Source organism: Acinetobacter sp. YH12102, from assembly GCF_013419125.1.
GTDB classification, from domain to species: domain Bacteria; phylum Pseudomonadota; class Gammaproteobacteria; order Pseudomonadales; family Moraxellaceae; genus Acinetobacter; species Acinetobacter pseudolwoffii.
The window spans coordinates 1-25,406 of record NZ_VPAS01000010.1 but is presented as its reverse complement, the minus strand read 5'-3'; the positions used below and the strand labels follow the sequence as shown (position 1 = coordinate 25,406).

Sequence of the window (25,406 nt, the reverse complement as noted above, 5' to 3'; positions counted from 1 at the left end):
GATCCATTAATAAACACCTCAATATGTCTATTTATCAATCATAACAATTATATTTTTTTAAAAGTAGAAATATGTTTATCAAAAAAATATCAACTAACAATTTATTATAGATTAATCTTTCTTTATTAAAAAAATCATACAACTAGGTTCTATGATATTTCACTTAATTGAGAAATTAAGACTTTAAGAAAATTTCAATTAAATAAACCACTTTAGAAATTATATCTTTTCATGAGCTTTTAATATATTTAATAAATAATTGTGAAAGTTACTATTTATTGAAAAAAAATCTATTTTTTAAATACAACACACCTCACACTAAAAAATATGTGACAAAATGTAAAATAGTTTTAAATAAGGTGAATTAATTCACCTTATTAATTAATTTTAAGCAAGTCTAAGCCAGATAAGTAAAAAGAAGGAATCTTATTCAATATGACATCTAAGATTTATATAAAAATCTTATTGATATTTCTACGAGATAAATCCAAAAAAATTGGACAGCTTTAAAAGTAAACTACTTTATTTTTAGAATGTTGATGGCGTTTATTATCAGTATGAAACACTAAAAAAAAAGAGGCAGAAAATTCACCTCTTATAAAGTATTGATTTATGCTTCAAGGTGGAGGTATTTCTATATGAGTTAGGTCACTATACATCTATACTATAAAAATCATGCACAATCGCACGAGCACCAAAACTTTCTTTTTGATTAATCAGTCCTGTATTTAAAAACTTTCCTTCTTTTTCATTTGAGATACCGAAATCAAATATCTTAGTAGACTGCATATTTTTATTGATTAAAAAATCGATTAGAATATCTAAGGCTCTTTCTTCCCTTCCCTTATCATTACTGGCTAAATACTGTAAATGGACTACTTTCTCAGTTTCAAAAGTCACTGCTGCTGCAACAATCTGACTTTCAAAACAACATTTATAAGCCCTTATGTTATTAGGGAATCTACTTTTTAATAAATCTATTTCCGTTTCATTATGAACTGGCTTTTGATGATGATGTTGACCTAAGACTTCACGAATAACTTCCCAGACTATGCTTGGCTGTTCGACTTCTTCATAAGTTAATCCAGATTTTTTTGCTTTATTGATTGCCCATTTTTTAGATTTTGAATAGTAAATTTTTTCCTGTAAGTTAATAGAAGTACTAATATCCCGACGATAGAGCCTTGCTTCATTTAGAAATAAAGCATATAAATCCTCTTGAGCAGGATAATGATGATAAATATTAGGTATACATTTATATATAATTTTTTTAATATAATTTTCTTTTAAAAAACCTTTTAACTGAGAAAAAAGACTTAACATATCAATAGCACGACAATCCCTATCAATCAAAAAACCACCAAATGTTAAGCCTTGATGACTATAAAAAATATTATCTTTAATATTTCCAGGCAATAAAGCCACGATTTTATCTTTATCATTTTTAAACATTAAAGAAAAGTCTTCAAATCGATCAGAATGGTAGTCCATAAAATTCCGATTAAACATGAAATGATAATTTTTACAGTTTAATAAAAACTCATTCCATACTTCTTTATCAGCATCTTCATATTTTTTTATTTGAAAACTTACAGCTTCTTTCACCGTAATCTCCTTTATCATTATAAATTTTCATAAGGTATAAAATCTAAATAATATTTTTTAAAAATAATTATTAAAAAAACCTTAAGACTTATCAATTCCTAGCATTTTGGATAATCTATAATTGATCAAATCTGCATTAAAATTTTTTTTAGCATATAAAAATCCTTGATATCCCATCTTATTTACTTGTTCAGGATGCTCTATAAAATAAATCATTTTTTCCACTAATGCAGCTATATCCCATTTTGGAATAAGAAAACCAGTCACCCCATCTACTACAGTCTCATTACAGCCTGGAACATCAGTGGTAATCACTGGGCGTCCTATAGCCATCGCTTCTTGTGTGCTGCGAGGCACACCTTCACGATAGGATGGCAATACAAATACTGCGCTATTACATATTCGTTGAGCAACATCTGTGACGAAGCCAGCATATTCTATAATCCCTGTTTCTATCAATTGATCTAATTCTGCCTGTTTTAAACTTGTCAGGTTTTCAGTATCTAAGCCACCTATAATTTTAAACAGTATTTCAGGATATTGTTTTTTAACTATTCTGGCAGCTTCTAAATACTCAAATATGCCCTTTTCAGCGATTAATCGAGCTACAAAAATAAAAGATATACTTTTTTGATTATCCCATTTTTTGTAGGCATACTCTTTTAAATTAAGGCCTATCGGCCCCAAGACTTCAATGGCATTTTTTTTATGATAAATATTATAGCGTTGTACTAAGTCCTTAGGATCATCATGATTTAAGAATATAATTTTATCTAAATAAGGAAATACAATTCTGTATAAAGATACTTGTATAAAGCGTATAAATTTAGCTTTCAAACTTTGACCATGTTTATGCATTGTAAAAGGCGAACCTAAGCCTTCAATCATGCCATAGACATAAGGAACTTTATTCTTATATGCAGCCAAAGTTGCATAAATGACCGGCTTAGTTGAATATGAAAATACAATATCGGGTTGAATTTCTTTTATTTTCTGTATGAGTTGATAAGTTGAACGTAGATCAGTCAATGGATTTAACCCACCACGGCTAAGTTTATAGGTAATAGGAGTCACTCCAAGATTTTTTATTTTATCCAACCAGTCATTGCTATATTCAGATACGAAAGCATAAACATGATAATTTTTTGCTAAACAGGACAACATGAAATCTTTACGAAAACCATAAAGATTATATGCAGTGGTTCCAATTATAATAATTTTTTTATTTATCATTATTTTAATCGTCCTATAAGTTCTAATTGTGAAGCATAAGAAATTTTATCCTCGTCTGAAACAGTGGTCATCCTGCGCTTATGTAAAATATGCATTAAATTCAAAAAACTTAATATTTTTACAATCATTTTTTTTATTTCAAATTTCAATACAATCTTATTTTTGTCTATATCAGAAATAACATTATTATAATATTTTTTGATCACTTCAATTTGAGTATTATAACCACGAATCATTTTTTCTTTTTTTACATTTTCTACTTCTCTATAAAAATATAAGGGTTCTTGCATAACCACATAATTGAAATCATTTTTTATCGCTGCCGAGAGCCATAATTCATAATCTTCCGCTAGACAGTTATTAACTTGATAGGGATTTCTTTTACACCATGCCTTTCGTGCAAGCAGTGAAGGATGTAATAAATTGGTCAGGCCTTGCAAAATTTCTTTGGGTTGCATTTGATGATTAGAATAAATTCTTTTCCCTAAAATTTCATTTTTATTTCCAATCGAATACAAGCTGGTTACCACTAAATCAATCTCTGGATTTTCATTTAAGACTTTTATCTGTTTTTCCAGCCGGTCTACTGCCATTAAATCATCAGCATCCATACGTGCAATAATGTCATATTGTGCTTCATTAATAATTTGATTTAAGCGATAAGGTAATCTTCTATTGCATCCATCAGCAATGATACGAATCCGAGGATCGACAAATGATTGGGCTATCTCTAAAGACCGGTCTGTTGATCCATCATCTACCAATATCAATTCCCAATTTTGAAAAGTTTGAGCCAGTACTGACTTAATCGCATCTTCCAAGTATTTTTCTGCATTAAAAAATGGAATTCCTATAGAAATATACATATTTATTCTTCCTTCTTATTATTTGAAAATAGTAAAAAAGCCGCCAACAAAAACCAGAAAATAAGCGTTCTTGCACTATAAGTGGTAAACCCATATAACATTGGCCCTAATAATATCATTTTGTTTGAAAGTGAAAGTTTCCTGAATATTTGATATAAAAATATTAAAAATAAGAATATACCTACAATTCCATAATAAAATAAGATCCCTAACCAGGTTGAGTGAATTTCATTGCCTGTGGGGTTATATAACCAGTAAGCTCCTTGCCCAGCCCCAAAAATCAAATATTGAGGATAATCAAAGAAACTAAAAAGACCGCGTCCTTCTACTTGGCTATCTCTTTGATTTAATCCTTCTATAAATCGTAATACAACATTATCAAAAACCCCCATGTTATATAAAAAGTAGCTTAAAACACCAAAAAAAACCAAGGTCCCAAAGAATACAAATATTCTTTTATTTAAATCTCCTTTTTGACTAAAAATAAATCCTAACGTTAACATTAAAAATCCAATTGAAGCAGATCTTGACATGGTCAATAAAATCAAAAACAAGGCCAAAGAATAAACGATTATTTTTTTAGAGTTGCTTCCAGAAATATATAAATAAATTGCACAGGTACTGAGCACCCAAAATGCCATTTGATTAGGATCATTAAAAAGACCATTGTATCGTGGGTCAAAATCATAACGACCTAAGTTACTTGCCCAGATAATAATTTCAATGACATAGGAGAAAGGAATAAGAAATAATAGTTTTTCATGGAAAAAATTAATCTGAACCTGATTCAGGTTCATCATTAATAAAAAGAATAATAAATTGAAGACCCAGTAAATAGTTGACATCATATAACTGGAATCTAGGACGATTAAATACCAGGCAAAATTTATACAAATTGCATATGCGACAAACAATAAAATTATATTAGAGTATTCAATATTTATTGAAGAACTTTTATTAAATAATAATAAAATAGCCCCCATAATAAAGATGTGACTAAACTGAGGAATCCCACTGGACCAAAAATAAAACTGAGATAAAAAAAATGAAAACAATACAAGATATATAACAACTTTATCTCTTATATTACTATCACTTAAAAAAATAATGTTATTTTTTGAATTACTCTCATTTAAAATAATCATTATCTATTCCTTTTATATTATCTGATGCTTTAAAAAAGCAAAAGAACTGATTAATATTTCATATTGTTAATATTATTGTTTTTTATTTAAATTTTTTAAAACTATTAATATATTTTTCAAATTAACAATATTTATCAAACTTAATTTTTATTAAAACTCTTTTTTAATAAATAACCAGTAAAAAAATCTGAAAAAATCATATGTCAAAATTTCAGATGGATACTCTCTCAAAATTCCCAGCATTTTTTCTAATGATTTCTTTTTGGATATTAACCCTAATTCAAACGCATTTATCCATAACGCTCTTTTTTTTGCTTTATTAAAAAATATATGATTTTGGTACTCATTTAAAATCATCATTCTTGAATCATGCATGAGAGAGGTTTGCTTATGCATATTATTATCATGTAGCCTGTATTTAGCAAACAGGACGGGAAGATAACATAACTCCCCTTCTTGTGCTAAAAGCAACCACATATACCAGTCTTCAATTTTCACCTCAGCATCATAACCACCGATTTTTTTTAAAGCATTTGATCTAATCAGTTGTGTCATGGCGGGTAACTCATGCTCTAACAATAAAATTTGTTCAAAACTATAGTTTTTTCTTTTTTTAATTCTATTTTTTACCTGATTAGAATCATGATCAATAACTGATATTCCTCCAAACACTGCAATACAATTTTTGTTATGCTTTAAAAACTCGGATTGTATTTTTATTTTATCTTCCAAGATTATATCATCAGAAGCGAGAGAAGAAAAATATTCTCCTTGCGCCCATTCTAAGGCTTCATTCAAGGTTGCACTCAAGCCCTTATTCGGTCGATGCCTAAATTCAAACCGGGTAAATCGTTTTTCACATCGTGGAATCAGTTCTTGTATTTTTTCTACTGAAGAATCTGTAGATCCATCATCAATGACAATTAACTCAATATTCTGATAAGACTGGTTAATGACACTCTGAATACTATCGCATACAAATTTTTCATGATTATAACTTGGTATAATGACAGAAACTAAAGCTTGGCCATTTATCATATTATCTCTCTTTGTTTTAATGATTTAAATATAAAAAAACTGATGACGACCCAATACATTCCATAGTTTATGAGGTGGGCTATTGAAACACCTTCAAATCCAAAAAGCTGGGTACATACATAGGTCAAAGCAATAAGAGATAAGGTAAATATAATCTCTGTAGAGATGTACAGTTTGGTCATTGCTTTACTGAGCATCAAATAAGCCAGTATCCAGCTTCCTATTTTTAGTGCATCCCCCATCATTTGCCAAAAGAACAGGCTTTGCATGGGTGCGAAAGATGGACTGAATAAGACCTTGATAATCAAGTCACGCAGCACAAAAATGACTACTCCGCCTGCCACAGCCAGTGGAAAAAGAAATTTATAGCCTAAATAAACTTCTTTCTTAATTTCATCAATCATCTTGAGTTCTGACAAGCGCGGTAAGTAATAGACTCCCAATGTTGTTGTGACCAGCATCAGGTATACGGTGCTTAGACGGATCATGGCTTCCCAGTAACCGGCATACGCCAGGCCAAATTCCTGACTTAAATAGGCTCGAATTAAGATTTGCGATAAAGGCACACAGATCGCACTGACCAATGCCATCCAGATAAAAGAACTAAGTTTTTTAGTAATTTCTAAGTCTATTTTTCCAAACAGAGAGGAAAACTTAAACCAATCCGCTCGATAACACAGAAATAACGTCACTATAAACGCAATAGATTGATAAATGGATAATGCAATTAAGGCACCATATAAATGTAATTTTATTGCTAAAATACTCGTAACAATAAGCGCAAATAAACTACCCGCAATATTGGCAAGTACCAGCTTTAATATTTCTTTTTTGCCATTAAGTATCGCTAAAAACAGGGTATTAAAATTAAAGAATAATAAAAATACTGCAAACCATACAAAAACTGTTTGATATTCAAGTGTATGAAATATATAAAGTGATAGCTGCCTTTGGAAAATTAAAATTAAAAATGCGAACATCAGACTAAATACAAAAACAATACTGCCTGCTGTTTTCCAGATTGCACGTTGTTTGCTTTCATCTTCATGATATTCAGCAGTATATTTAATGACTGCGGTATTAATTGCACTACCCGCAAAAGTAGTCACCATTTGAATAAAATTTTGGAATTGACCTAAAGCTGCATATCCAGTCGGCCCCAGATATACAGCCAGAATTTTATTCAGTACAAACAGGGTTATGGTCTTAATCAGGACCGCCACCCCATTCAGTACACTGGTCTTAAGTAAATTCATCTATATTTGAAAACCATTACATAACTGAACAACTTGCTTTGCTTCATCCATGGATAAAGTAGGCCCTATCGGCAAGCTCAAGACCTGCGCATGAATTTGTTCTGAAATTGGTAAGTTTAAGTTATTCCATGCTTTATAAGCTTGCTGCTTATGGGGCGGAATCGGATAATGAATCAATGTCTGTACCCCATGCTCTGCCAAATATTTTTGTAATTCCTCCCGATATCTGGTCTGGATCACAAATAAATGCCAAACATGCTGCATATCAGTTGCGGTATTTATATTTTTAAGTGGAAGCACAATGGCTGGATTCTGAATTTCTTTTAAATAGAGATCTGCAATCTGACGACGATGCTGGTTTTCCTGATCTAAAAATGGCAGTTTTACATTCAGGATAGCCGCCTGAATTTCATCAAGGCGACTATTTACTCCCATGACCAGATTTTTATATTTTTCATGTGAGCCATAATTACGTATAGCCTTAAGCATATGGGCCAATTCAGCATCATTGGTGGTAATTGCCCCGGCATCACCCAGCGCACCCAGGTTTTTTCCTGGATAAAAACTGAAGCCTGAAGCATCTCCCCAATTCCCTGCTTTTTTACCCTCGATTTCAGCGCCATGGGCTTGTGCCGAATCCTCTAAAACCAGTAAATTATGTTTCTTGGCAATCGCCATAATTTCTGGCATGGCAGCAAGCTGTCCATATAAATGAACAGGCAAAATTGCCTTTGTTTTGATGGTAATCGCGGCTTCAATTTTTTTAACATCAATATTGAACGTATGGATATCCGGTTCGACCAATACCGGTTTCAGATGATTCTGTGAAATTGCCAAAATACTTGCAATATAGGTATTTGAAGGTACGATCACTTCATCGCCTTCATTCAGTTTACCCAGTTCTTTCCATGCACGCAGGGTCAGAATTAGAGCATCCAATCCATTGGCAACCCCTATGGCATACTCTGTACCACAATAATTCGCAAAATTTCGTTCAAAATCCTCTAACTCTTTGCCACAGATATACCAACCAGAATCAATGACCTGTGTACAAGCTGCTATAAGTTTGTCACGGTATTGAGCATTTATCGCTTTTAGCTCAAGAAAAGGTATCATTCTTATCAATCTCGTATAAAAATTTGTTATTCATTTTTTAATTTCACATTTATCAAAACTAATCTCTTGATATGAATTAAAGTGAAAACCCCAATATTATTTATTCAGTTCATAATTCTTAGATTTAAAACTTGGCTCTAATAAAAATTTCTTCATCTTTTTATTTAGAGGCTTTTCAATATATTTATACATTATAAAGCTGGCTATTAAAGTCACAATAAATATAATCAATGAAAACAACATTAAATCTATATCAAATAAAAACATCTTTTTTATATAATTTAAAACTTGTATTTCCAAAACATGAAGCAAATAAAAACAAAAACTGATTTCTCCCGCCAAAACCATATATTTATTTGATAGAAACTTGGTAATAATACTTTTTTCATTAACAACATGAGACAATGAAAAAACAAGAATAATGGTAGCCATAGGTAACCAATAATAAATTGAGTATCTATAACTGATATTTATCTTGCTATGAAATACAAAGAATAAGACAAAAAGTAAAATCGCTCCTGATTCAAATACAAAAGTAGGTATCTTCATTTTAGAATAATTAACTTTTATTTTCTCATAAAGATCAAACAGGATAATACCAAGTAAAAAATCTGAAAAACGTACCCATGGTGAAATGTACAGCCAATAGTGATTCTGGTTTTTATCAAGCTGCATATTCAAAACCAAAATAGCTATAAGATAAAAAATAAATATATAGCTTCTTATTTTTTCAGAAATTAAAAATACAAATGGAAAAAGTAAATAGAAGAACAATTCATCGGAAATGCTCCAGGATGGAGAGTTTAATGAAAAATGAATATTTTCTTCTAAAAAAAAGCTTTGTATTAGAAAAATGTGTTGAATTAAGTATTCCCATCCTTGTCCAGACTGGCTAAAGGTCAACAGAAGTACAATTGCCGTAGTTGCTAGATGTACTGGATATACTCTTGCTAAACGAGAAATATAAAACTCTTTTTTTGAAAAATTTCCTCTAAAAAATTTTTCTTTATAGTTATAGGATAAAATAAATCCGCTTAATATAAAGAAAAAACTGACGCCTAAAAATCCTTCGTCAAAAATACTGTTAAAAATATTTGCATAATGCGTGTCATTTTTTAAAAAGGCCAAATGACTAAGAAAAACAAATAGTGCAAAAAACATACGCAATGATGTAAGCGGCTTAATCATCTCATACATCTCCTTTATATTTATTATTATTTAAAATTCTATTTTCTGAAGTCTCTTGAGTAACAAAGCCATCATACTTGTGAATTATTTTTCTTAATTTTATGATCTCATTTTCTATGCAATAAAAGTTTTATCTGCTTCTTTTAAAAACTGGTCATAATTACGGATATAGTCACTTTCATCATAATAATCGCTTGCCAATACCAACAATATGCAATCTTCAGAAAAATCATGCATTTCATGCCAAACCATGGGCGGAATTAATAATCCTTTATTGGGCTGACTTACGCACACTTCTTGTTTTTCTTTACTGTTATCCATTAATATTTTACAGCTGCCTTGAATACAAAACCCAATTTGTTGAAGCTCTTTATGTGCATGAAACCCGCGAGGAACATCAGGCTGAGCGCCAAAAATATAGTAGAGCCTCTGTATATGAAAGGGAATATTCCGATTGGCTTCAGCGACCACCAAACTGCCACGATGATCTCCCAGATTAGGTAAATCAATCCATTCAATAAGATTCATCATGATTACCCCACCAAAGAAATCAGATATTGACCATAGCCATTTTTACTCATCGTTTGACCAATGGCTAACACTTGTTCTTTGCTTAACCAGCTATTATTCATTGCAATTTCTTCTAGACAGGCAACTTTATAACCTTGACGCTTTTCAAGGGTTTCCACAAATTGAGCTGCCTCAAGTAGACTTCCCTGTGTACCTGTATCTAACCAGGCAAAGCCACGTCCCAGCAATTCAACATTTAAATCACCACGTTCCAGATATGCCTGGTTAATGGAGGTAATTTCCAGTTCACCTCGCTCAGAAGGTTGTACTTGTTTGGCAATCTGAATCACATCATTGTCATAAAAATACAGACCCGTTACAGCAAAGTTAGATTTAGGTTTTTCCGGTTTTTCTTCAATTGAAATAGCACGTTGCTGTTGATCAAATTCCACCACCCCAAAGCGTTCAGGATCTTTTACCTGATAGCCAAAAACAGTGGCTCCTTTTTGACGTTCAGCAGCCTGACGCAGCATGGGGGTAAAACCTTGCCCATAAAAGATATTATCGCCGAGCACTAAGCACACATTACTTTGCCCAATAAACTTTTCACCCAGAATAAAGGCTTGTGCCAAACCATCAGGTCGAGGCTGAATCGCATAACTTAGCTGCATGCCAAATTGTGAGCCATCACCTAATAATCGCTTAAACCCATCAATATCTTCCGGGGTACTGATGACAAGAACCTCCTGAATACCGGCTAACATCAACACAGATAATGGGTAATAAACCATAGGTTTATCATAAATCGGAAGTAACTGTTTCGAGATTCCTTTAGTGATTGGATGCAAGCGTGTGCCCGAACCACCTGCTAAAATAATCCCCTTTGTTGATCTTGACATTAGACTGCCTCCCCTAAACGTTCACGCTGATAAGAACCATCCTGAACGCGACGGCACCATTGCAGATTATCCAGATACCACTGCACAGTTTTACGAATACCGGTCTCGAAGGACTCTTGTGGTTTCCAGCCAAGTTCACGCTCAATTTTTGAAGCATCAATGGCATAACGTAAATCATGACCAGGCCGATCACTGACGAAGCTAATCAGGCTTTCATATATTTGGCCATTGAGTCGTGGCTTAAGTTCATCCAAGATGGCGCAAATGGTTTTAACCACATCAATATTCTGTTTTTCATTATGCCCCCCAATATTATAGGTTTCGCCTACCCTGCCTTTGGTCGCAACCTGATATAAAGCACGGGCATGATCTTCTACAAAAAGCCAATCCCGAATCTGCTGACCATTGCCATAAACAGGTAAGGATTTTCCATCCAGCGCATTTAAGATGATCAAAGGAATCAGTTTTTCAGGAAAATGATAAGGCCCGTAATTATTTGAGCAATTTGTGACCACGACCGGCAAACCATAGGTTCGATGCCAAGCACGTACTAAATGATCCGAGCTGGCTTTACTTGCCGAGTAAGGTGAACTTGGCAAATAAGCTGTGGCTTCAGTAAATAAGTCGGTTGTCCCCTCTAAATCCCCATAGACTTCATCTGTTGAAATATGATGAAATTTAAATTTAGACTTTTTGATTTCACCCAAATTTTGCCAATATTTTCGTGCGACCTCCAAGAGGGTATATGTACCTACAATATTGGTGCTGATAAATTCAGCTGGACCATCGATCGAACGATCCACATGAGACTCTGCTGCCAAATGCATGACGATATCTGGCTGAAATTCTGAAAATAATCGTGTTAAAGATACATGATCACAAATATCAGTTTGAGCAAATTGATAACGGGGATGAGCTGATATAGAAATTAATGACTCCAAGTTGCCTGCATAAGTTAACTTATCAACATTTAAAACATGATGTTCAGTCGCTTTGATGATATGCCGGACGGTAGCAGATCCAATAAAACCAGCTCCACCAGTCACTAATATTTTTTTCACCATTCCCAGTATTCCTTTTATTTTTATTTTACTTTTCAAATATTTTTTTAATTCATTGATGCCTTCTGGCATAGATATTCTTATTTGATTATTTATAACATATATTAATTTTATTCAACACACCACCTATAAAAATATTATTCTCAAATATAGTTACATTTTATGGATAAGTATTTTTCTTATACCACTTACCCAATACTTTATAATTATTGTTTTTTTAAAACACTTTTCAACCAATAAAAATCAGCTTAAGCTTTACAACTACTGATATATTACTTTCAACTAATAAGAGATTATTAATTAACACTTCATTTATATAATCTAGTTAATGCCGAATAAATATATGTGAAATTTAATAAAAATAGAATCTAAAAAACCTTTAAAGTATACACAAATAATATGAAAATACTTTCATTGCTACTAAGTTTTTGTTTTGTATAGTTATACTGTGACAATCACCTTAATCTGCAAGCAATAAAATTTATAAACAATCCATTTTACCTGAATAAACTAAGCAGTGCTTGTATCTCGACACCTTAATTTAATGGAAGTTTTAGATACTTTTTTTAATAAATACTATTGATCTATTTTAATTCAAACGTATACTTAGAACTAAAAATAAGTATAGACAAGCTATATAATTTGTTATAACTTTTAGATGTTAATCACATAAACCATGTTAAAAAAATTAATAATTACGAATAAATACTAATTTTAAATATATAAAAATAAAGGGGTTTCAAGTGAACAATAGACACCTTATAGGCGTTTTAACCTTAAGCCTATCATTAGTCGGATGTGCAGCAACATCTGGCTTTCAAACCTATGATTTACCAGATGAAGGAATTTATCAAACCGAACTGGGAACTCAAGTTAATCTGGTAAAATTGACTCAGGACAATCTACCTGCAGTGCAGTCAGCCCAAACTCAAAACCTGAATCATTACGCACCTTTATTTCAGCATGAAATGCAGGATTATCGTTTGAATCCAGGTGATATTTTATCCTTTCAATTATGGGCCTACCCGGAAATTAGTGCAGTTCCAACAGCAACTGATAATACCAATGGTTATCAAATTGACCGAAATGGTTATATCCATTTTCCATTAATTGGACGCTATAAAACAGTAGGGAAAACCCTTCCGGAGGTTAATCGGGAAGTACGCCGACTATTAATTCCTTATTTAAACAATCCAGATGTGGTGGTGAGAGTACTTTCTTATCAAGGGCAGCGTTATTCAGTGGTGGGTAATGTGAAATCAGCTGGGCAGTTTTATTTGTCTGATCAGCCCGTGAGCGTTTATACAGCACTGGGTCTGGCCGGCGGCATTAACGAGCAAGGTAACTCTAGCTCTATTCAATTGGTGCGTCAGGGTGTGGCCTATGACCTCAATACAATTGCATTAGAAAAGGCAGGATATTCATTACATAAGCTGTTAATTCAACCCAATGACACCCTGTATATCAGTCCTCGTGAAAATCAGAAAATCTATGTCATGGGTGAAGCAGGCACGAATACCCCCTTACCCATACGTGACCAAGGGATGACTCTCGCGGATGTTCTCGGTGAAAGTGAAGGGATTAATCCCTATTCAGCCAGTGCTAGTCGCATTTACGTCTTACGTGACAATTCAAATAACCAAATGACTGAAATATATCATTTAAGTTTAAAAAATCTTGGAGATTTTGGCTTGGCCAAAAAGTTTAAAATGCACAGCAATGATATTGTCTATGTGGATGCCACAGGTCTGACTCGTTGGGAACGAGTGGTTAGCCAGATTCTTCCCTTTTCAAATGTTGCTGGTACAGCTATACGCTAGCAGGTAGTTCAGCTATGCATATTAAAAAGATTTTGGGGAGCTGTTTTGAAAATATTAACCATCGATTAATGACTGAATGTTTACTAACGAGATCTGCCCGTATTTGTAGATTAAATCTATAAATATAGATGGCTGAAGTAATGCTCAGCGCTGATCACAAGACAGCATTTTTACGTAATAGCATGGGATCTGCCTGCAACTCCATGTAGTTCAACACTAAATATGAAGCAGATTGAGTAAAAATAATCTTATCCTGATCATCATAAAAATATCTGGGTTTACCAGACTAGATTTTTTTTGAGGGAACAATAAAGCCAGCATATTTGGGATTCATTTTTGCAGGGGCAGCAGGTCTTTGATGAAGTTCTGTAATTTAATTCAACACGACGTCATCGACTGGAAAAATCACTTTTAAACTTTTAGAAAGCAAAATTATGAACAAAAATAACAATACCGAAAATATGATTGACCTAAAAGGGGTGTTATTTTCCTTGTTTGCGCAATGGAAACTTATCCTCGTATGTGCCTTGCTCAGCGTGCTTGCTGTCCTGCTCTATTTACGCACTGTAGCGATTAATTATAAGGTCGATGCCATCGTCCAAGTCGAAGAAAGTAGAGGTGCCTCAGCTGCTTTATTGGGTAACCTTTCAAGTGTCATTGGACAAATGTCTTCATCTAATGCTGAAGTTGAGGTATTAAAATCACGCAATATTCTGGAATCAGTAATTAATCGCTTAAATTTGGATCTTCAGATTGCCAGTACTGAAGACACTTTTGTTCAGCGACTATTTCAAGGTGTAAATTATCAAACCGAATATCAACCTGAAACTGTGCGCTTTAAAGAGGGTCAAAAAAGCTTCGACATTCGACAGTTTGAAGTTCCTGCCGCCTATTTGGATAAAAATCTGCTACTGCAATTTCAACAACAGGGTTTTAGTCTGATCAATCCTGTGACAGAAGAAACCATTTTCAAGGGTGCACTGAACCAGCCAGTACAATTCAAGACTGCGCAGGGCGACTGGAAAATCGCGATCTTTACTCAGGATCCGCTAGATAGCAGTTATCAGGTGCAAAAGCTCTCTTTGCCCTCAGCGATTGATTCTATTCTTGCCAATTATTCAATTGTAGAAAAAGGCGAACTTAGCGGGATTTTGCAGCTTCGCTACCAAGGTCATGACAAACAGCACATCACCAAAGTTCTGAATACTATTTTGGCAATTTATAGCCAAAATAATATTACCCGTCGTTCGGCAGAAACTGCTCAGACCCTCGCTTTCTTGGATGCTCAATTACCGGATTTAAGAAAACAGCTGGATGATGCAGAGCGGGTCTTTAACCAATTCCGTCAACAGCATAATACTGTCGACATCACCCGGGAGTCAGAATTATATTTAAATCAGAGTGTGACTTTAGAAACACAACGAGCTCTACTCGAACAGAGACAGGCGGAAATAGGCGCTAAATATGCAGCAGCACATCCGACCATGCGAGAAGTTACTGCTCAACTTCGTGTGATTAATGGCAAGATTCGTGAGCTCAATACGACACTTAAAAATCTTCCAGAAATACAACGCCAGTATTTACAACTGTCTCGTGAAGTCGAAGTCAAACAACAACTGTATACCAATTTGGTCAATTCCTACCAACAACTGCGAATTGCCAAAGCCGGCGAGATTGGCAATGTACATGTTATTGATACTGCGCTTGAACCGATTGACGTGATTAAACAGAAACAGCCATTAATTCTGTTCTTAACTTTTTGCTTCGGTACTTTCTTGGGAATTCTGGTGGCATTATTCCGCAATATGTTCCGTTCTGGAGTGAAAGATAGTAGCCAAATAGAATACCAACTGGATCTTCCCGTCTATGCCAATATTGCACACTCCCCTGTTCAGAAACCGGGACTGAAACTGCTGAAAAAGAAAAAACTGCCTTTCTTATTAGCCCTTAAACATAGTGATGATATGGCGATCGAAAGCTTGCGCAGCATCCGGACAGCAAGTCATTTCGCTCTGTCTCAGGCCAAAAACAATATTATTATGATCTCGGGTCCAGCGCCTAGAGTTGGAAAATCATTTGTTTCCAGCAATCTGGCAGTCATCATGGCAGAAAAACATAAACGCGTATTGATCATTGATGCGGACTTGCGTCGTGGTCATATACACAAATATTTTGATTTGGATAATCAATATGGATTAACTGAATACCTGAATGAGCAAATTACCTTGGAACAGATGGTGCAAAGCACCAATGTAGCAAACCTCAGCGTCATCACCTGTGGTGAAAATCCAGTCAATCCATCCGAACTTCTCAATTCGGTACGGTTTCAGGAATTACTGCAACACCTGACGCCACACTATGATCATATTATAATTGATACGCCTCCTGTCCTGGCGGTCACGGATGCGATCATCGTGTCCCGATATGTCGGACTCAATCTGGTGGTGGCCCGCTATGCAAAAACACAAATGAAGGAATTGGCACTGACAGTGAACCGTTTTAAACAAGCGGGAAGTACCGTAAATGGCTTTATCCTGAATGATATCCAGCGTTCAGCAGGTGGTAGTTATAGCTATGATTATACTTATAGCTATAAAACTGAAACAAAAACCAGTTGATCTTTTTGAATAAAAAAACCAGCCATTGCTGGTTTTTTTATTTTTTTAAAGCTCTACCAAACTGCGATATTTGCTTGCTAAAAAACCACCCATTCTACAAGATTTCTCAAAATTTTCTGCTAAGATGGAATGAACCTCAACGATAACATTAGATTGGAATAATACATGAGCAAGGCCTTACCGATTGCTGTCGCTGTTCTTCTAGGCGGTGCCGCGCTAGTACCTGTTTACTATGCAACTCAAAACCCAGCTGCTCAAACGACTAAAGCATCTAAAGATGCCTCTGCTGTTTCTAAAATCAGCTATGCTCTCGGTTATGAAGTGGCTCATCAAACCCCACCTGAACTCGATATTAATAGCTTCGTGACAGGCGTACGTGAAGGACATGCGCGTACTGAACCGGCGTATACTGAAGAAGAATTACAGGCAGCTTACGAACAGTTCCAGAAAGAAATGCAGCAAAAGCAACTCGATAGCACTAAACAGGCACAAGCATCGAGTGACAGTTTCCTGACAGAAAATGCCAAAAAAGCGGGTGTAAAAACCACAGCTTCCGGTTTGCAATACCTAGTGACTAAAGAAGGCACGGGCAAACAGCCAGCTGCTTCTTCAATCGTGAAAGTCCATTACACCGGCAAACTGGTGGATGGTACTGTATTTGACAGTTCGGTTGAACGTGGCGAGCCGATTGAGTTTCCACTCAATCAAGTGATTCCAGGCTGGACTGAAGGTCTGCAACTGATGAAAGAAGGCGGTAAAGCGACCCTGTATATCCCATCTCAACTTGGTTATGGTGAACAAGGCGTGCCAGGGACGATTCCTCCACACAGTACTTTGATTTTTGATGTGGAACTCATTGAAGTCAAATAATCTATAAATAAGGAGAGCAATGCGCTCTCCTTTATTTTGAGAATAAATATGAAAATACAAATAAGCTTGATGGTTTTACTGCTAAGTTCTGGCAATCTGCTTGCCAAAGATGTGACCAATAAAAGCCCGGAAGCTGAACAGGTCGGTTATAGCTTTGGTTATCTGATGGGAAAAAGTAATGCCGACTCTTTGCAAGGGATTGATCTGGATGCTTTCAGTGCCGGTTTAAAAGCTGCTGCTGCCGGAAAACAATCCACTTTAACTGAAGAAGACATGGCTCGAGTGCTGACCCAGTTTAAACGTCAAAGTGAAGCCAAAGAGCTGATTGAATTAAAACAAAAAGCTGAAGAAAACACCAAAATCGGTCAGGCTTTTCTGACAGAAAATGCCAAAAAAGCAGGGATAAAAACGACTAAATCTGGCCTGCAATATCAGATTCTTCAGGAAGGCAAAGGCAAATCGCCAAAAGCCGATAGCAATGTCCGCGTACATTATGAAGGCCGTTTGATTGATGGCACGGTTTTTGACAGTTCAATTGCCCGTAATCAGCCTGTGGTCTTCCGTACCACCCAAGTGATTACCGGTTGGACTGAAGGCCTGCAACTGATGAAAGAAGGTGCCAAATACCGCTTCTTCATTCCTGCAGAACTGGCCTATGGACAAATTGGTTCAGGTGATGTGATTGAGCCAAACAGTACCTTAATTTTTGATGTGGAATTACTGGAAATTATGAAGTAATCAATACTGTTTTTTTAAATATTCAATCAGAGAGGCGCGATAGCGGCCTCTCTTTTTTATATGGATGAAGCATAATTAATCGAATGTTTTCATGTCACATTCAGATCAGTTTTGCTATGTTATATGTTAATTAAACGGTTCAACAAGAATAGAGGACGTCAGCATGGCAGCAATCAAGACCCGTGAAATTCATTATACTGCGCCGGATGGTAGCGCATTGATTGGCTATTTTGCCGCTCCAGAAACAGATACACCCCTTGCAGGTGTGCTGGTCGCACCAGAATGGTGGGGTCGTAATGAATATACCGAACAGCGTGCTCGCGAACTTGCAGAACATGGCTATGCGGCCTTGGCGATTGACATGTATGGTGACAAAAAAGTGACCACCCATTCTGATCAGGCCTACCAGTGGATGATGCAGACCTTTGAAGATCCGGACACCATCGTTGATCGTGCGACAGCAGCTTTAAATACCTTGGCAGCACAGGATGAAGTCAATGCAGAGAAACTTGCTGCCATCGGTTTTTGTTACGGCGGTAAAGTGGTGCTGGACCTGGCGCGTGCCAATGCCCCTTTAAAAGCAGTGACCACCTTCCACGGGACACTTACTGCCAAAGCACCGGCTCAAGAAGGTCAGGTTCAGGCCGAAATACTAGTCTTGCACGGTGAGCTAGACAGCATGGTCACCTTAGATGATGTCGCCAGTTTCCGTGAAGAAATGCATGCGGCCAACGTCGAGCATGAGGTGATTGTCTTTGAAGATGCCAAACATGGCTTTAGCAACCCGCTCGCCGACGAACGGGCCAAAGCCAATGGCGTGGATCTTGGTTACAATGCTGAAGCGGAACAAAAAAGCTTGGCGGCGATGTATGCCTTATTGGAACGTCATTTGGCTTAAATAGATATAAGTGCTCGACTTGAAATCAAGCTGAGCACTTTAAAGAATCATTGAAGAAAAGAACGATAAATCCTACCAGAGGAGAATGCTGACTATGGCTGAAACCAACTGCCCTTACTGTAACTATGACGAATATGATGTCATTGCTAAAAATGATTATGGTGTGGTGCTGCCTGAACCGAATTCATTATCCGAAGGTCACTGTGTAGTGATTCCACTCCGGCATGTGGCTTCATTTTTTGAAGTGACGGACAAAGAACGTAAAAGCCTGATGTCTTTGCTCGAACAGGCACGTAATGAGCTCAATTTACGTTACCAGCCCGCCGGTTTCCATGTCGGTTTTATTGATGGCGAAGTGTTTCAGGAAAAGGTCGAACATCTGCATATTCATATTATTCCGCGCTATAAAGACAAAGTATTGAAGCTGGATGAACGCTGGGGGATTAGCGACTAAATCTTTGCTGTTTTAAAATAAATGCTCTTCGGAGCATTTATTGTTTGTGTTATTAAGCCGATATCCCTACACACTACTCCGCAGTTTTTATCTACTTTTCACATTTTAGGCCTGCCGATTCCGCTATAATGGCTGCTGCTTATTCGGTTGCTATTTATCCATGTTTGTATTTTCAGATGCCCTGTTAGAATGGTTTGATGTGCATGGTCGTCATGACTTGCCCTGGCAGGTGACAGATGATCCCTACAAAGTCTGGGTCTCTGAAATCATGTTGCAACAAACCCAGGTCAAAACTGTGCTGCAATATTATGAACGCTTTATTCAGCGTTTTCCGACCGTTCAGGACTTGGGTCAAGCCTCTTGGGATGAGGTTGCACCTTACTGGGCAGGACTGGGCTATTATGCCCGTGCCCGTAACCTGCACAAAGCTGCCGGCATGGTGACAGCACAGCAGCAGTTTCCTCAAACCCTGGAACAATGGATTGCCTTGCCGGGGATCGGCCGTTCCACCGCTGGTGCCTTAATGTCACTGGGTTTACGCCAATACGGCGTGATCATGGATGGCAATGTCAAACGGGTCTTGTCGCGTTTCTTCGCGATTGAAGATGATCTGTCCAAACCTATCCATGAACGTGCCTTATGGCAACTGGCCGAAGAATTATGTCCGGTCGAACGTAATCATGACTATACCCAGGCGATTATGGATCTCGGTGCTACGGTCTGCACTCCGAAAAAACCTCTGTGCCTATACTGTCCGATGCAGCAACATTGCAAAGCGCATCAGCAAGGTCTGGAAAATGAATTACCATTCAAGAAAGCCAAAAAACCGGTGCCAGTGCGCTCAGCACAAGTATTATTGATTCAGTCCTCTAATGAATGGCTGTGGCAACAACGACCCAACAGTGGCCTGTGGGGCGGACTCTGGTGTTTGCCAATTATTGAAAATGCCCATGAATTCGAACAGCAATGTCAGCAGCTTGGCCTAAAAAATATCCTCAAAAAAGTCCAGATCAGCCATAGTTTCACCCACTTCACCTGGCAGCTTGAAGCAACCGTTTTCGCAGTGGATCAGGATCAGCAGGAACATCTGGCGATTGAACTACAAAGCAACTGGATGCGTCCAGAGACAGCCATTGATTGCGGTCTGCCGACAGCAATGAAAAAATTGATCTCTGCCGTTAACCTATGACATAGTCTGGACAAAGCATCATATCGATCAGCTCAGAATGAGCATTGCCAATATTTAAGGATGAATAACGTGCGCCAATACCTTGCTTTGACCTGGGTGGCTTTGATTGCCATATTACTGACCGCCTGTAGCAGTACGCCGAAACAACCTTCTTCTGCACAGTTAAATCCGCTACTGGTACAAAAACTGCAAAATAAGCGAATGCCTTCTTCACTGCCCATCCCGGTGGCACGTGTACAGGCACGTGAATTACAGGATACTTGGGGGGCGTCGCGCAGTCGCGGACGTTTGCATGAGGGCATTGACATCATGGCTCCACGTGGAACCAAAGTCTTTAGTGCCACAGAAGGTCTGATTGCAGATTTACGCAATAACAATTTGGGTGGTAAAGTAGTCTGGATTCTCGGTCCGGGCGGCTCCTGGCATTATTATGCACATCTGGATGGACATAAACGCGGCCTGAAAGTGGGTGATCCTGTCAAAAAAGGCCAGCTCATCGGCTATGTGGGCAATAGCGGTAATGCCCGACATACTGCACCACATCTGCATTATGGTATTTATTTACAGGGCAAGGGACGCGGTGTGGTCAACCCCTACCCCTATTTACGTTAATTTTAGGATATTTACATGTCAGAAACGTTGATCAATCGTCTGGTAGAATTTGCTGAATCAGGCAATCAACAAAAAATCGTACTGAATGGTCAAAGCTATCAGGGCTGGGTGATGGAAATTACCGAAGAGGCGCTGCTGATCAGTACCGGTTATGCCGACAAAAGTGGTAAAGACATGTGGATTCAATTTAGCGATCTGGATCAGGCTGAACTGTCTTACTGGGATAATCAGCAAGATCAATGGGCTGTGTTTAAATTATAAAACTATAAAAATAAGGAGCATGGCATGACTCTGCAACGCTGTGGCTGGTGCTCCAATGATCCGCTGTATATCACCTATCATGATCAGGAATGGGGACAAGCCCTGCTGGATGAAAATCGCCTGTTTGAAATGCTGTGTCTGGAAGGACAGCAGGCCGGTCTAGCCTGGATTACCGTACTCAGAAAACGTGAAGCGTATCGTGAACATTTTTTTCAATATTCCATTCAGTCGATTACAGCACTTACAGATCAACAACTCGAACTCAAGCTTAAGGATGCTCGCCTGATCCGTCATCGTGGCAAGCTGCATGCCATTCGCGAGAATGCCCAAGCATGGCTCAGGCTGCAACAGCAAGACATCAATTTAGGGCAATGGCTCTGGTCTTTTGCCCAGCAACCACGACTGAATAATGATGTTGCGGATTATCGTCAGGCACCCGCACAAACCATTGAGAGCCAGATCATGTCAAAAGCCTTAAAAAAGGCCGGTTTTAAATTTGTCGGACCCACCATTTGCTATGCCTTTATGCAGGCCGTCGGTATGGTCGATGATCACGAAAATCATTGTCACTTTAAAACAAGATCCTCCCATTCAAATAAGAGCTGAATTTATGTCGAATAATATTATCCACGCTTATGCTGCAATGTCAGCCGGTGCAGAACTCGAACCTTATCAATTCGATGCTGGTGAACTACAGCCACATCAGGTCGAAGTCAAAGTAGAATACTGTGGCCTGTGTCATTCTGATATTTCAGTCCTCAATAATGACTGGGGTTCATCCGTTTATCCGGTCGTGGCTGGACACGAGATTATTGGCATCATCACGCAACTGGGTGGCGAAGCCAAAGGCCTGAAAGTGGGACAACGGGTTGGCATTGGCTGGACTGCGGAAAGCTGCCAGTATTGCGATCCGTGTATTTCAGGTCAGCAGGTACTCTGTACTGGCGGCCAAGTGGCGACTATTGTCGGACATGCCGGTGGTTTTGCCGACAAGGTCCGTGCTGGCTGGCAATGGGTCATTCCCCTGCCTGAAGATCTGAATCCTGAAAGTGCCGGCCCCCTGCTCTGTGGCGGAATTACCGTATTTGATCCTATCCTGAAACATCAGATTCAGGCCATTCATCATGTTGGCGTAATTGGTATTGGTGGTTTAGGGCATATGGCCATCAAGCTGCTGAAAGCCTGGGGCTGTGAGATTACCGCTTTTACCTCAAATCTGGACAAGACCGATGAGCTGAAAGGCATGGGCGCTGACCATGTGGTGAATAGCCGTGATTCGGCTGCCTTAAAAGCCCAGCGTGGCAAGTTCGATTTATTGCTGAGTACGGTCAATGTCACCTTGAACTGGCAGGCTTATCTGGCCACTTTAGCACCGAACGGTACTGTGCATATGCTGGGTCTGCCATTAGAACCGATGCCGATTCCGGCGGGCATGCTGATTGGCGGCGCCAAGTCTGTTACCGGCTCTCCAACCGGTTCACCGGCAGCCTTACGTCAGTTACTGCAATTTGCTGCGCGTAAAAATATTGCCCCACAAATTGAAGTCTTCCCGATGTCACAGCTGAATCAAGCAATTGAACATCTGCATTCGGGTAAAGCCCGCTACCGGATTGTACTTAAAGCAGATTTTGAAGCTTAAACTCTGCCTGTTTCAATCTGTCAAAAAGACCCAGCAATTGGGTCTTTTTTTTATTGCAATACTTCCGGCAAAACTGCAAGGCCTGCAGGCTTGGCCAGCTCTGCTTTCATCTTTTGTAGCATCTGATAAGGCTGTTGCTGCACGAACATATTTACAAAAGTTAAGGGAATCGAGCCTTCCGGATTGGCATAACCATAAGTTGAAACCTTGACCTGATTATTGGCCAGCTTTTGAAAAGTCCAATCCCCCTGATAATCGGTCAAACGCACATAATTCGGATTTAAGGGATAACCGGTCTGAATGGCTTTATTCTTGATACTAATCTGTCCATTAGGTTGCTTGATCATCTTGCCCTGCACAATCAGATCACGGTCTTTTAAGGGAAATGGAAAATCCAGCACCATATACAAGGTAAATTCGCCTTTTTTATCATCACGGGACAAGACCTTGATGCTGCCCATATAGGGCACCCATTGTACCGCCTGCTCGATATCCAGAATCAGCGACACGGCATTTTCAATCGAGGCATGGTAGGTGGTTTCAGCTTTATACAGAAAGACCGGGTTTTGCTGATTCTGATAGGTCCAGACCTTGATATTATTTTTATCAATACTAAGTTTGGTATTCTCGGCCGGCTTTGCCTGCGCAATGGCACCAAGCGCCACTGCACAGAGCAGGAAAATCATTTTTTGCATTTTATTATTCGTCTTATTTTAGTTTTAGATCTTTTTTATAAATGATTTTGACTGGATTTTAAACCTGAATATCGTTAAAACCCAGCACGTCTTTCATGTCATATTTACGTGCATCACGGCCGACCACCCAGGCAGCAGCACGTACTGCACCGCTGGCAAAGTTCATGCGGTTGGTGGCTTTATGGGTAATTTCCACACGTTCACCATCAGCAATAAACATGGCGGTATGTTCACCGACGATATCACCACCACGAATGGTCTGGAAACCAATGCTTTGACGCTCACGCGGACCGGTATGACCTTCGCGGCAGTACACAGCATCTTCTTTCAGGTCACGGCCTAAAGCATCCGCAATCGCTTCACCCCACATAAGTGCAGTCCCCGATGGCGCATCCACTTTATGACGGTGATGTGCCTCAATCACTTCGATATCCACCGTATCGCCAAAGACTTTCGATGCCAGTTCAAGCAGTTTAATCGATACGTTCACACCGACTGAATAATTCGCCGCATAGACCACTGGTGTTTCAGTTGCAGAGTCATCTAGGTAGGCTTTTTGCTCGTCATTCATCCCCGTGGTACCAATCACGATGGCAACACCTGCTTCACGGCAGATTTTCAGATGATTGACGGTCGCTGCTGGCGCGGTGAAATCAATCACGACATCACAGTTTTTGACCACCTCTGCAAGACTACCCACCACCTTGACACCGACTGCACCAATCCCGGCAAGTTCGCCCGCATCTGCGCCTAATAGGGTACTTTCAGGGCGTTCTACTGCAGCTGCCAATTGATAACCGGCTTCATGCACAGCCTGAATGAGGATACGCCCCATACGGCCGCCTGCACCCAAGATTCCAATGCGTGGTGTAGCTGACATAACATAGTCCTGATGTTGATCCAAAATTGCTTTTACTATAGCAAAACTGCGGAATAACACTAAGATGCATTGCATAAAAATCAATGAAAAGATATGAAAGGTGTTATGAGCGATTTTTATATATCTAGAATTTTCTGATTAGATTGGCTTTATAAAGTTGTGGAACATTGCTCAAATAGTAAGCGTGGAACGTGAATAATCATAAAAAAAGCCCAATCGGTGAGGATTGGGTTTTTCAATACAACATAAACAACTGAATTAAAACAAATAATTTAAAGCTGTTATTCACCAATTAAAATGTCTATGCGATAAACCATTTAAAATGTCCTGTTTTTAACCACAAGAGTCAAGCACAGGATTTAAATTTCTTTGTCCAATAACAGCTTTCTGAGCTTTACGGCTCGGCATACTTTTCTTGGCACGGGAACGTTTATTCTGTTTCTCCAATTCTTCATGTTGTTGCTGGATATGCGCCAGGACTGAACCTAACCGTTTATTCTCAACAATCTCATTTTGCTGCAGCCCAGCCAATTTATTGAAGATGCTGTAGTTGAGCTTTCGTCCTTCATGCATGAGGGCCACAGTGCCATCCGGATACTCCAGAAATGAAACGTATTGCCCAGCAAGCTTATGATTCAGCTCTGTCGGTTCAAGCAGATAAATACATTTGTCATAGGTAATCGTCAGGTTCTTGGTGACCTTACGCGGTTCCTGCCAGGTAAAAATATCATCCAGTTCAAGATCAGATTCGGTTAATGGTCGATGCAGGTTCTTTGAGTTTCGCGCACATTTGGCGAACTTCTGATTGAACTGCT

24 protein-coding genes and 1 pseudogene are annotated in these 25,406 nt (G+C 38.1%); 11 read left to right on the top strand and 14 right to left on the bottom strand.

Going from position 1 to position 25,406, the window contains the following annotated elements; genetic code table 11:
- Positions 1 to 651 precede the first annotated feature (651 nt).
- The 11 genes from FTU42_RS10370 to rfbB all read right to left on the bottom strand — a co-directional run bounded on the left by FTU42_RS10370 (position 652) and on the right by rfbB (position 11,920).
- On the bottom strand, positions 652 to 1,605 hold the full coding sequence (locus FTU42_RS10370) for a GNAT family N-acetyltransferase (RefSeq protein WP_180083345.1): 954 nt from the start codon (positions 1,603 to 1,605) through the stop codon (positions 652 to 654).
- A gap of 81 nt (positions 1,606 to 1,686) precedes the next feature.
- Positions 1,687 to 2,838, bottom strand: a complete 1,152-nt coding sequence (locus FTU42_RS10365; protein ID WP_180083344.1) for a glycosyltransferase family 4 protein — start codon at positions 2,836 to 2,838, stop codon at positions 1,687 to 1,689.
- On the bottom strand, positions 2,838 to 3,704 hold the full coding sequence (locus FTU42_RS10360) for a glycosyltransferase family 2 protein (protein WP_180083343.1): 867 nt from the start codon (positions 3,702 to 3,704) through the stop codon (positions 2,838 to 2,840). Before FTU42_RS10360 ends, FTU42_RS10365 begins: the two co-directional genes overlap by 1 nt.
- A 2-nt stretch (positions 3,705 to 3,706) precedes the next feature.
- Complete coding sequence (locus FTU42_RS10355; RefSeq protein ID WP_100329664.1) at positions 3,707 to 4,849, bottom strand: O-antigen ligase; 1,143 nt, start codon at positions 4,847 to 4,849, stop codon at positions 3,707 to 3,709.
- Positions 4,850 to 4,999: 150 nt separating this feature from the next.
- Positions 5,000 to 5,887: a glycosyltransferase gene (locus FTU42_RS10350; RefSeq protein ID WP_180078354.1), complete on the bottom strand. Its 888-nt coding sequence runs from the start codon at positions 5,885 to 5,887 to the stop codon at positions 5,000 to 5,002.
- On the bottom strand, positions 5,884 to 7,143 hold the full coding sequence (locus FTU42_RS10345; protein ID WP_180083342.1) for an O-antigen translocase: 1,260 nt from the start codon (positions 7,141 to 7,143) through the stop codon (positions 5,884 to 5,886). Before FTU42_RS10345 ends, FTU42_RS10350 begins: the two co-directional genes overlap by 4 nt.
- Positions 7,144 to 8,259 carry a DegT/DnrJ/EryC1/StrS aminotransferase family protein gene (locus FTU42_RS10340; protein ID WP_005173664.1) on the bottom strand — a complete coding sequence of 372 codons (1,116 nt, stop codon included), beginning with the start codon at positions 8,257 to 8,259 and terminating at the stop codon, positions 7,144 to 7,146. It abuts the gene before it with no gap.
- Between the two features lie 96 nt (positions 8,260 to 8,355).
- Positions 8,356 to 9,447, bottom strand: a complete 1,092-nt coding sequence (locus tag FTU42_RS10335; protein ID WP_180083341.1) for an acyltransferase — start codon at positions 9,445 to 9,447, stop codon at positions 8,356 to 8,358.
- 114 nt (positions 9,448 to 9,561) lie between these two features.
- A complete protein-coding gene (locus FTU42_RS10330; protein ID WP_034609167.1) occupies positions 9,562 to 9,975 on the bottom strand; it encodes an FdtA/QdtA family cupin domain-containing protein in 414 nt (137 codons plus the stop codon).
- Positions 9,976 to 9,980: 5 nt separating this feature from the next.
- On the bottom strand, positions 9,981 to 10,856 hold the full coding sequence (rfbA, locus tag FTU42_RS10325) for a glucose-1-phosphate thymidylyltransferase RfbA (protein WP_180083340.1): 876 nt from the start codon (positions 10,854 to 10,856) through the stop codon (positions 9,981 to 9,983).
- The gene (gene rfbB, locus FTU42_RS10320) at positions 10,856 to 11,920 is read right to left on the bottom strand and encodes a dTDP-glucose 4,6-dehydratase (protein ID WP_005173650.1); all 1,065 of its coding nucleotides are present in this window, start codon (positions 11,918 to 11,920) and stop codon (positions 10,856 to 10,858) included. Before rfbB ends, rfbA begins: the two co-directional genes overlap by 1 nt.
- Positions 11,921 to 12,660: 740 nt before the next feature.
- On the opposite strand from rfbB, the gene FTU42_RS10315 reads away from it, so the two are divergent.
- The 11 genes from FTU42_RS10315 to FTU42_RS10265 all read left to right on the top strand — a co-directional run bounded on the left by FTU42_RS10315 (position 12,661) and on the right by FTU42_RS10265 (position 23,016).
- Positions 12,661 to 13,737, top strand: a complete 1,077-nt coding sequence (locus FTU42_RS10315) for a polysaccharide biosynthesis/export family protein (RefSeq protein ID WP_005173647.1) — start codon at positions 12,661 to 12,663, stop codon at positions 13,735 to 13,737.
- A gap of 434 nt (positions 13,738 to 14,171) precedes the next feature.
- Positions 14,172 to 16,355, top strand: a complete 2,184-nt coding sequence (locus FTU42_RS10310) for a polysaccharide biosynthesis tyrosine autokinase (RefSeq protein WP_180083339.1) — start codon at positions 14,172 to 14,174, stop codon at positions 16,353 to 16,355.
- A gap of 165 nt (positions 16,356 to 16,520) precedes the next feature.
- A complete protein-coding gene (locus FTU42_RS10305; RefSeq protein WP_005094756.1) occupies positions 16,521 to 17,225 on the top strand; it encodes an FKBP-type peptidyl-prolyl cis-trans isomerase in 705 nt (234 codons plus the stop codon).
- A gap of 48 nt (positions 17,226 to 17,273) precedes the next feature.
- The gene (locus FTU42_RS10300; protein WP_005173644.1) at positions 17,274 to 17,963 is read left to right on the top strand and encodes an FKBP-type peptidyl-prolyl cis-trans isomerase; all 690 of its coding nucleotides are present in this window, start codon (positions 17,274 to 17,276) and stop codon (positions 17,961 to 17,963) included.
- A gap of 163 nt (positions 17,964 to 18,126) precedes the next feature.
- Complete coding sequence (locus FTU42_RS10295) at positions 18,127 to 18,861, top strand: dienelactone hydrolase family protein (RefSeq protein ID WP_180083338.1); 735 nt, start codon at positions 18,127 to 18,129, stop codon at positions 18,859 to 18,861.
- A 94-nt stretch (positions 18,862 to 18,955) separates the two neighbouring features.
- The gene (locus FTU42_RS10290) at positions 18,956 to 19,315 is read left to right on the top strand and encodes an HIT family protein (protein WP_005268188.1); all 360 of its coding nucleotides are present in this window, start codon (positions 18,956 to 18,958) and stop codon (positions 19,313 to 19,315) included.
- Positions 19,316 to 19,475: 160 nt separating this feature from the next.
- Positions 19,476 to 20,504 (top strand): A/G-specific adenine glycosylase, encoded by a 1,029-nt coding sequence (gene mutY, locus FTU42_RS10285; RefSeq protein ID WP_100355450.1) that lies wholly within the window; start codon positions 19,476 to 19,478, stop codon positions 20,502 to 20,504.
- A 69-nt stretch (positions 20,505 to 20,573) separates the two neighbouring features.
- A complete protein-coding gene (locus FTU42_RS10280) occupies positions 20,574 to 21,116 on the top strand; it encodes a M23 family metallopeptidase (protein WP_171294123.1) in 543 nt (180 codons plus the stop codon).
- A gap of 15 nt (positions 21,117 to 21,131) precedes the next feature.
- The gene (locus FTU42_RS10275) at positions 21,132 to 21,377 is read left to right on the top strand and encodes a hypothetical protein (protein ID WP_100329654.1); all 246 of its coding nucleotides are present in this window, start codon (positions 21,132 to 21,134) and stop codon (positions 21,375 to 21,377) included.
- Positions 21,378 to 21,401: 24 nt separating this feature from the next.
- Positions 21,402 to 21,983, top strand: a complete 582-nt coding sequence (locus tag FTU42_RS10270) for a DNA-3-methyladenine glycosylase I (protein ID WP_180083337.1) — start codon at positions 21,402 to 21,404, stop codon at positions 21,981 to 21,983.
- A 4-nt stretch (positions 21,984 to 21,987) separates the two neighbouring features.
- Positions 21,988 to 23,016, top strand: a complete 1,029-nt coding sequence (locus FTU42_RS10265; RefSeq protein ID WP_180083336.1) for an NAD(P)-dependent alcohol dehydrogenase — start codon at positions 21,988 to 21,990, stop codon at positions 23,014 to 23,016.
- Positions 23,017 to 23,066: 50 nt separating this feature from the next.
- Here FTU42_RS10265 and FTU42_RS10260 read toward each other — a convergent pair whose 3' ends face one another.
- From FTU42_RS10260 to FTU42_RS10250, 3 genes and pseudogenes are all read right to left on the bottom strand, one after another.
- Positions 23,067 to 23,711 (bottom strand): START domain-containing protein, encoded by a 645-nt coding sequence (locus FTU42_RS10260; RefSeq protein WP_180083335.1) that lies wholly within the window; start codon positions 23,709 to 23,711, stop codon positions 23,067 to 23,069.
- A gap of 58 nt (positions 23,712 to 23,769) precedes the next feature.
- Positions 23,770 to 24,591: a 4-hydroxy-tetrahydrodipicolinate reductase gene (dapB, locus tag FTU42_RS10255; RefSeq protein ID WP_180083334.1), complete on the bottom strand. Its 822-nt coding sequence runs from the start codon at positions 24,589 to 24,591 to the stop codon at positions 23,770 to 23,772.
- 333 nt (positions 24,592 to 24,924) lie between these two features.
- Positions 24,925 to 25,406: pseudogene (locus FTU42_RS10250) on the bottom strand (ISNCY family transposase); the annotation flags it as partial.

What these genes read in the sequence shown, in the direction of transcription:
- FTU42_RS10365 (WP_180083344.1), bottom strand. Translation starts at nt 2,838, where the DNA reads ATGATAAATAAAAAAATTATTATAATTGGAACCACTGCATATAATCTT.
- FTU42_RS10360 (WP_180083343.1), bottom strand. Translation starts at nt 3,704, where the DNA reads ATGTATATTTCTATAGGAATTCCATTTTTTAATGCAGAAAAATACTTG.
- FTU42_RS10355 (WP_100329664.1), bottom strand. Translation starts at nt 4,849, where the DNA reads ATGATTATTTTAAATGAGAGTAATTCAAAAAATAACATTATTTTTTTA.
- FTU42_RS10350 (WP_180078354.1), bottom strand. Translation starts at nt 5,887, where the DNA reads ATGATAAATGGCCAAGCTTTAGTTTCTGTCATTATACCAAGTTATAAT.
- FTU42_RS10345 (WP_180083342.1), bottom strand. Translation starts at nt 7,143, where the DNA reads ATGAATTTACTTAAGACCAGTGTACTGAATGGGGTGGCGGTCCTGATT.
- FTU42_RS10340 (WP_005173664.1), bottom strand. Translation starts at nt 8,259, where the DNA reads ATGATACCTTTTCTTGAGCTAAAAGCGATAAATGCTCAATACCGTGAC.
- FTU42_RS10335 (WP_180083341.1), bottom strand. Translation starts at nt 9,447, where the DNA reads ATGATTAAGCCGCTTACATCATTGCGTATGTTTTTTGCACTATTTGTT.
- FTU42_RS10330 (WP_034609167.1), bottom strand. Translation starts at nt 9,975, where the DNA reads ATGAATCTTATTGAATGGATTGATTTACCTAATCTGGGAGATCATCGT.
- rfbA (WP_180083340.1), bottom strand. Translation starts at nt 10,856, where the DNA reads ATGTCAAGATCAACAAAGGGGATTATTTTAGCAGGTGGTTCGGGCACA.
- rfbB (WP_005173650.1), bottom strand. Translation starts at nt 11,920, where the DNA reads ATGGTGAAAAAAATATTAGTGACTGGTGGAGCTGGTTTTATTGGATCT.
- FTU42_RS10310 (WP_180083339.1), top strand. Translation starts at nt 14,172, where the DNA reads ATGAACAAAAATAACAATACCGAAAATATGATTGACCTAAAAGGGGTG.
- FTU42_RS10305 (WP_005094756.1), top strand. Translation starts at nt 16,521, where the DNA reads ATGAGCAAGGCCTTACCGATTGCTGTCGCTGTTCTTCTAGGCGGTGCC.
- FTU42_RS10300 (WP_005173644.1), top strand. Translation starts at nt 17,274, where the DNA reads ATGAAAATACAAATAAGCTTGATGGTTTTACTGCTAAGTTCTGGCAAT.
- FTU42_RS10295 (WP_180083338.1), top strand. Translation starts at nt 18,127, where the DNA reads ATGGCAGCAATCAAGACCCGTGAAATTCATTATACTGCGCCGGATGGT.
- FTU42_RS10290 (WP_005268188.1), top strand. Translation starts at nt 18,956, where the DNA reads ATGGCTGAAACCAACTGCCCTTACTGTAACTATGACGAATATGATGTC.
- mutY (WP_100355450.1), top strand. Translation starts at nt 19,476, where the DNA reads ATGTTTGTATTTTCAGATGCCCTGTTAGAATGGTTTGATGTGCATGGT.
- FTU42_RS10275 (WP_100329654.1), top strand. Translation starts at nt 21,132, where the DNA reads ATGTCAGAAACGTTGATCAATCGTCTGGTAGAATTTGCTGAATCAGGC.
- FTU42_RS10270 (WP_180083337.1), top strand. Translation starts at nt 21,402, where the DNA reads ATGACTCTGCAACGCTGTGGCTGGTGCTCCAATGATCCGCTGTATATC.
- FTU42_RS10265 (WP_180083336.1), top strand. Translation starts at nt 21,988, where the DNA reads ATGTCGAATAATATTATCCACGCTTATGCTGCAATGTCAGCCGGTGCA.
- FTU42_RS10260 (WP_180083335.1), bottom strand. Translation starts at nt 23,711, where the DNA reads ATGCAAAAAATGATTTTCCTGCTCTGTGCAGTGGCGCTTGGTGCCATT.
- dapB (WP_180083334.1), bottom strand. Translation starts at nt 24,591, where the DNA reads ATGTCAGCTACACCACGCATTGGAATCTTGGGTGCAGGCGGCCGTATG.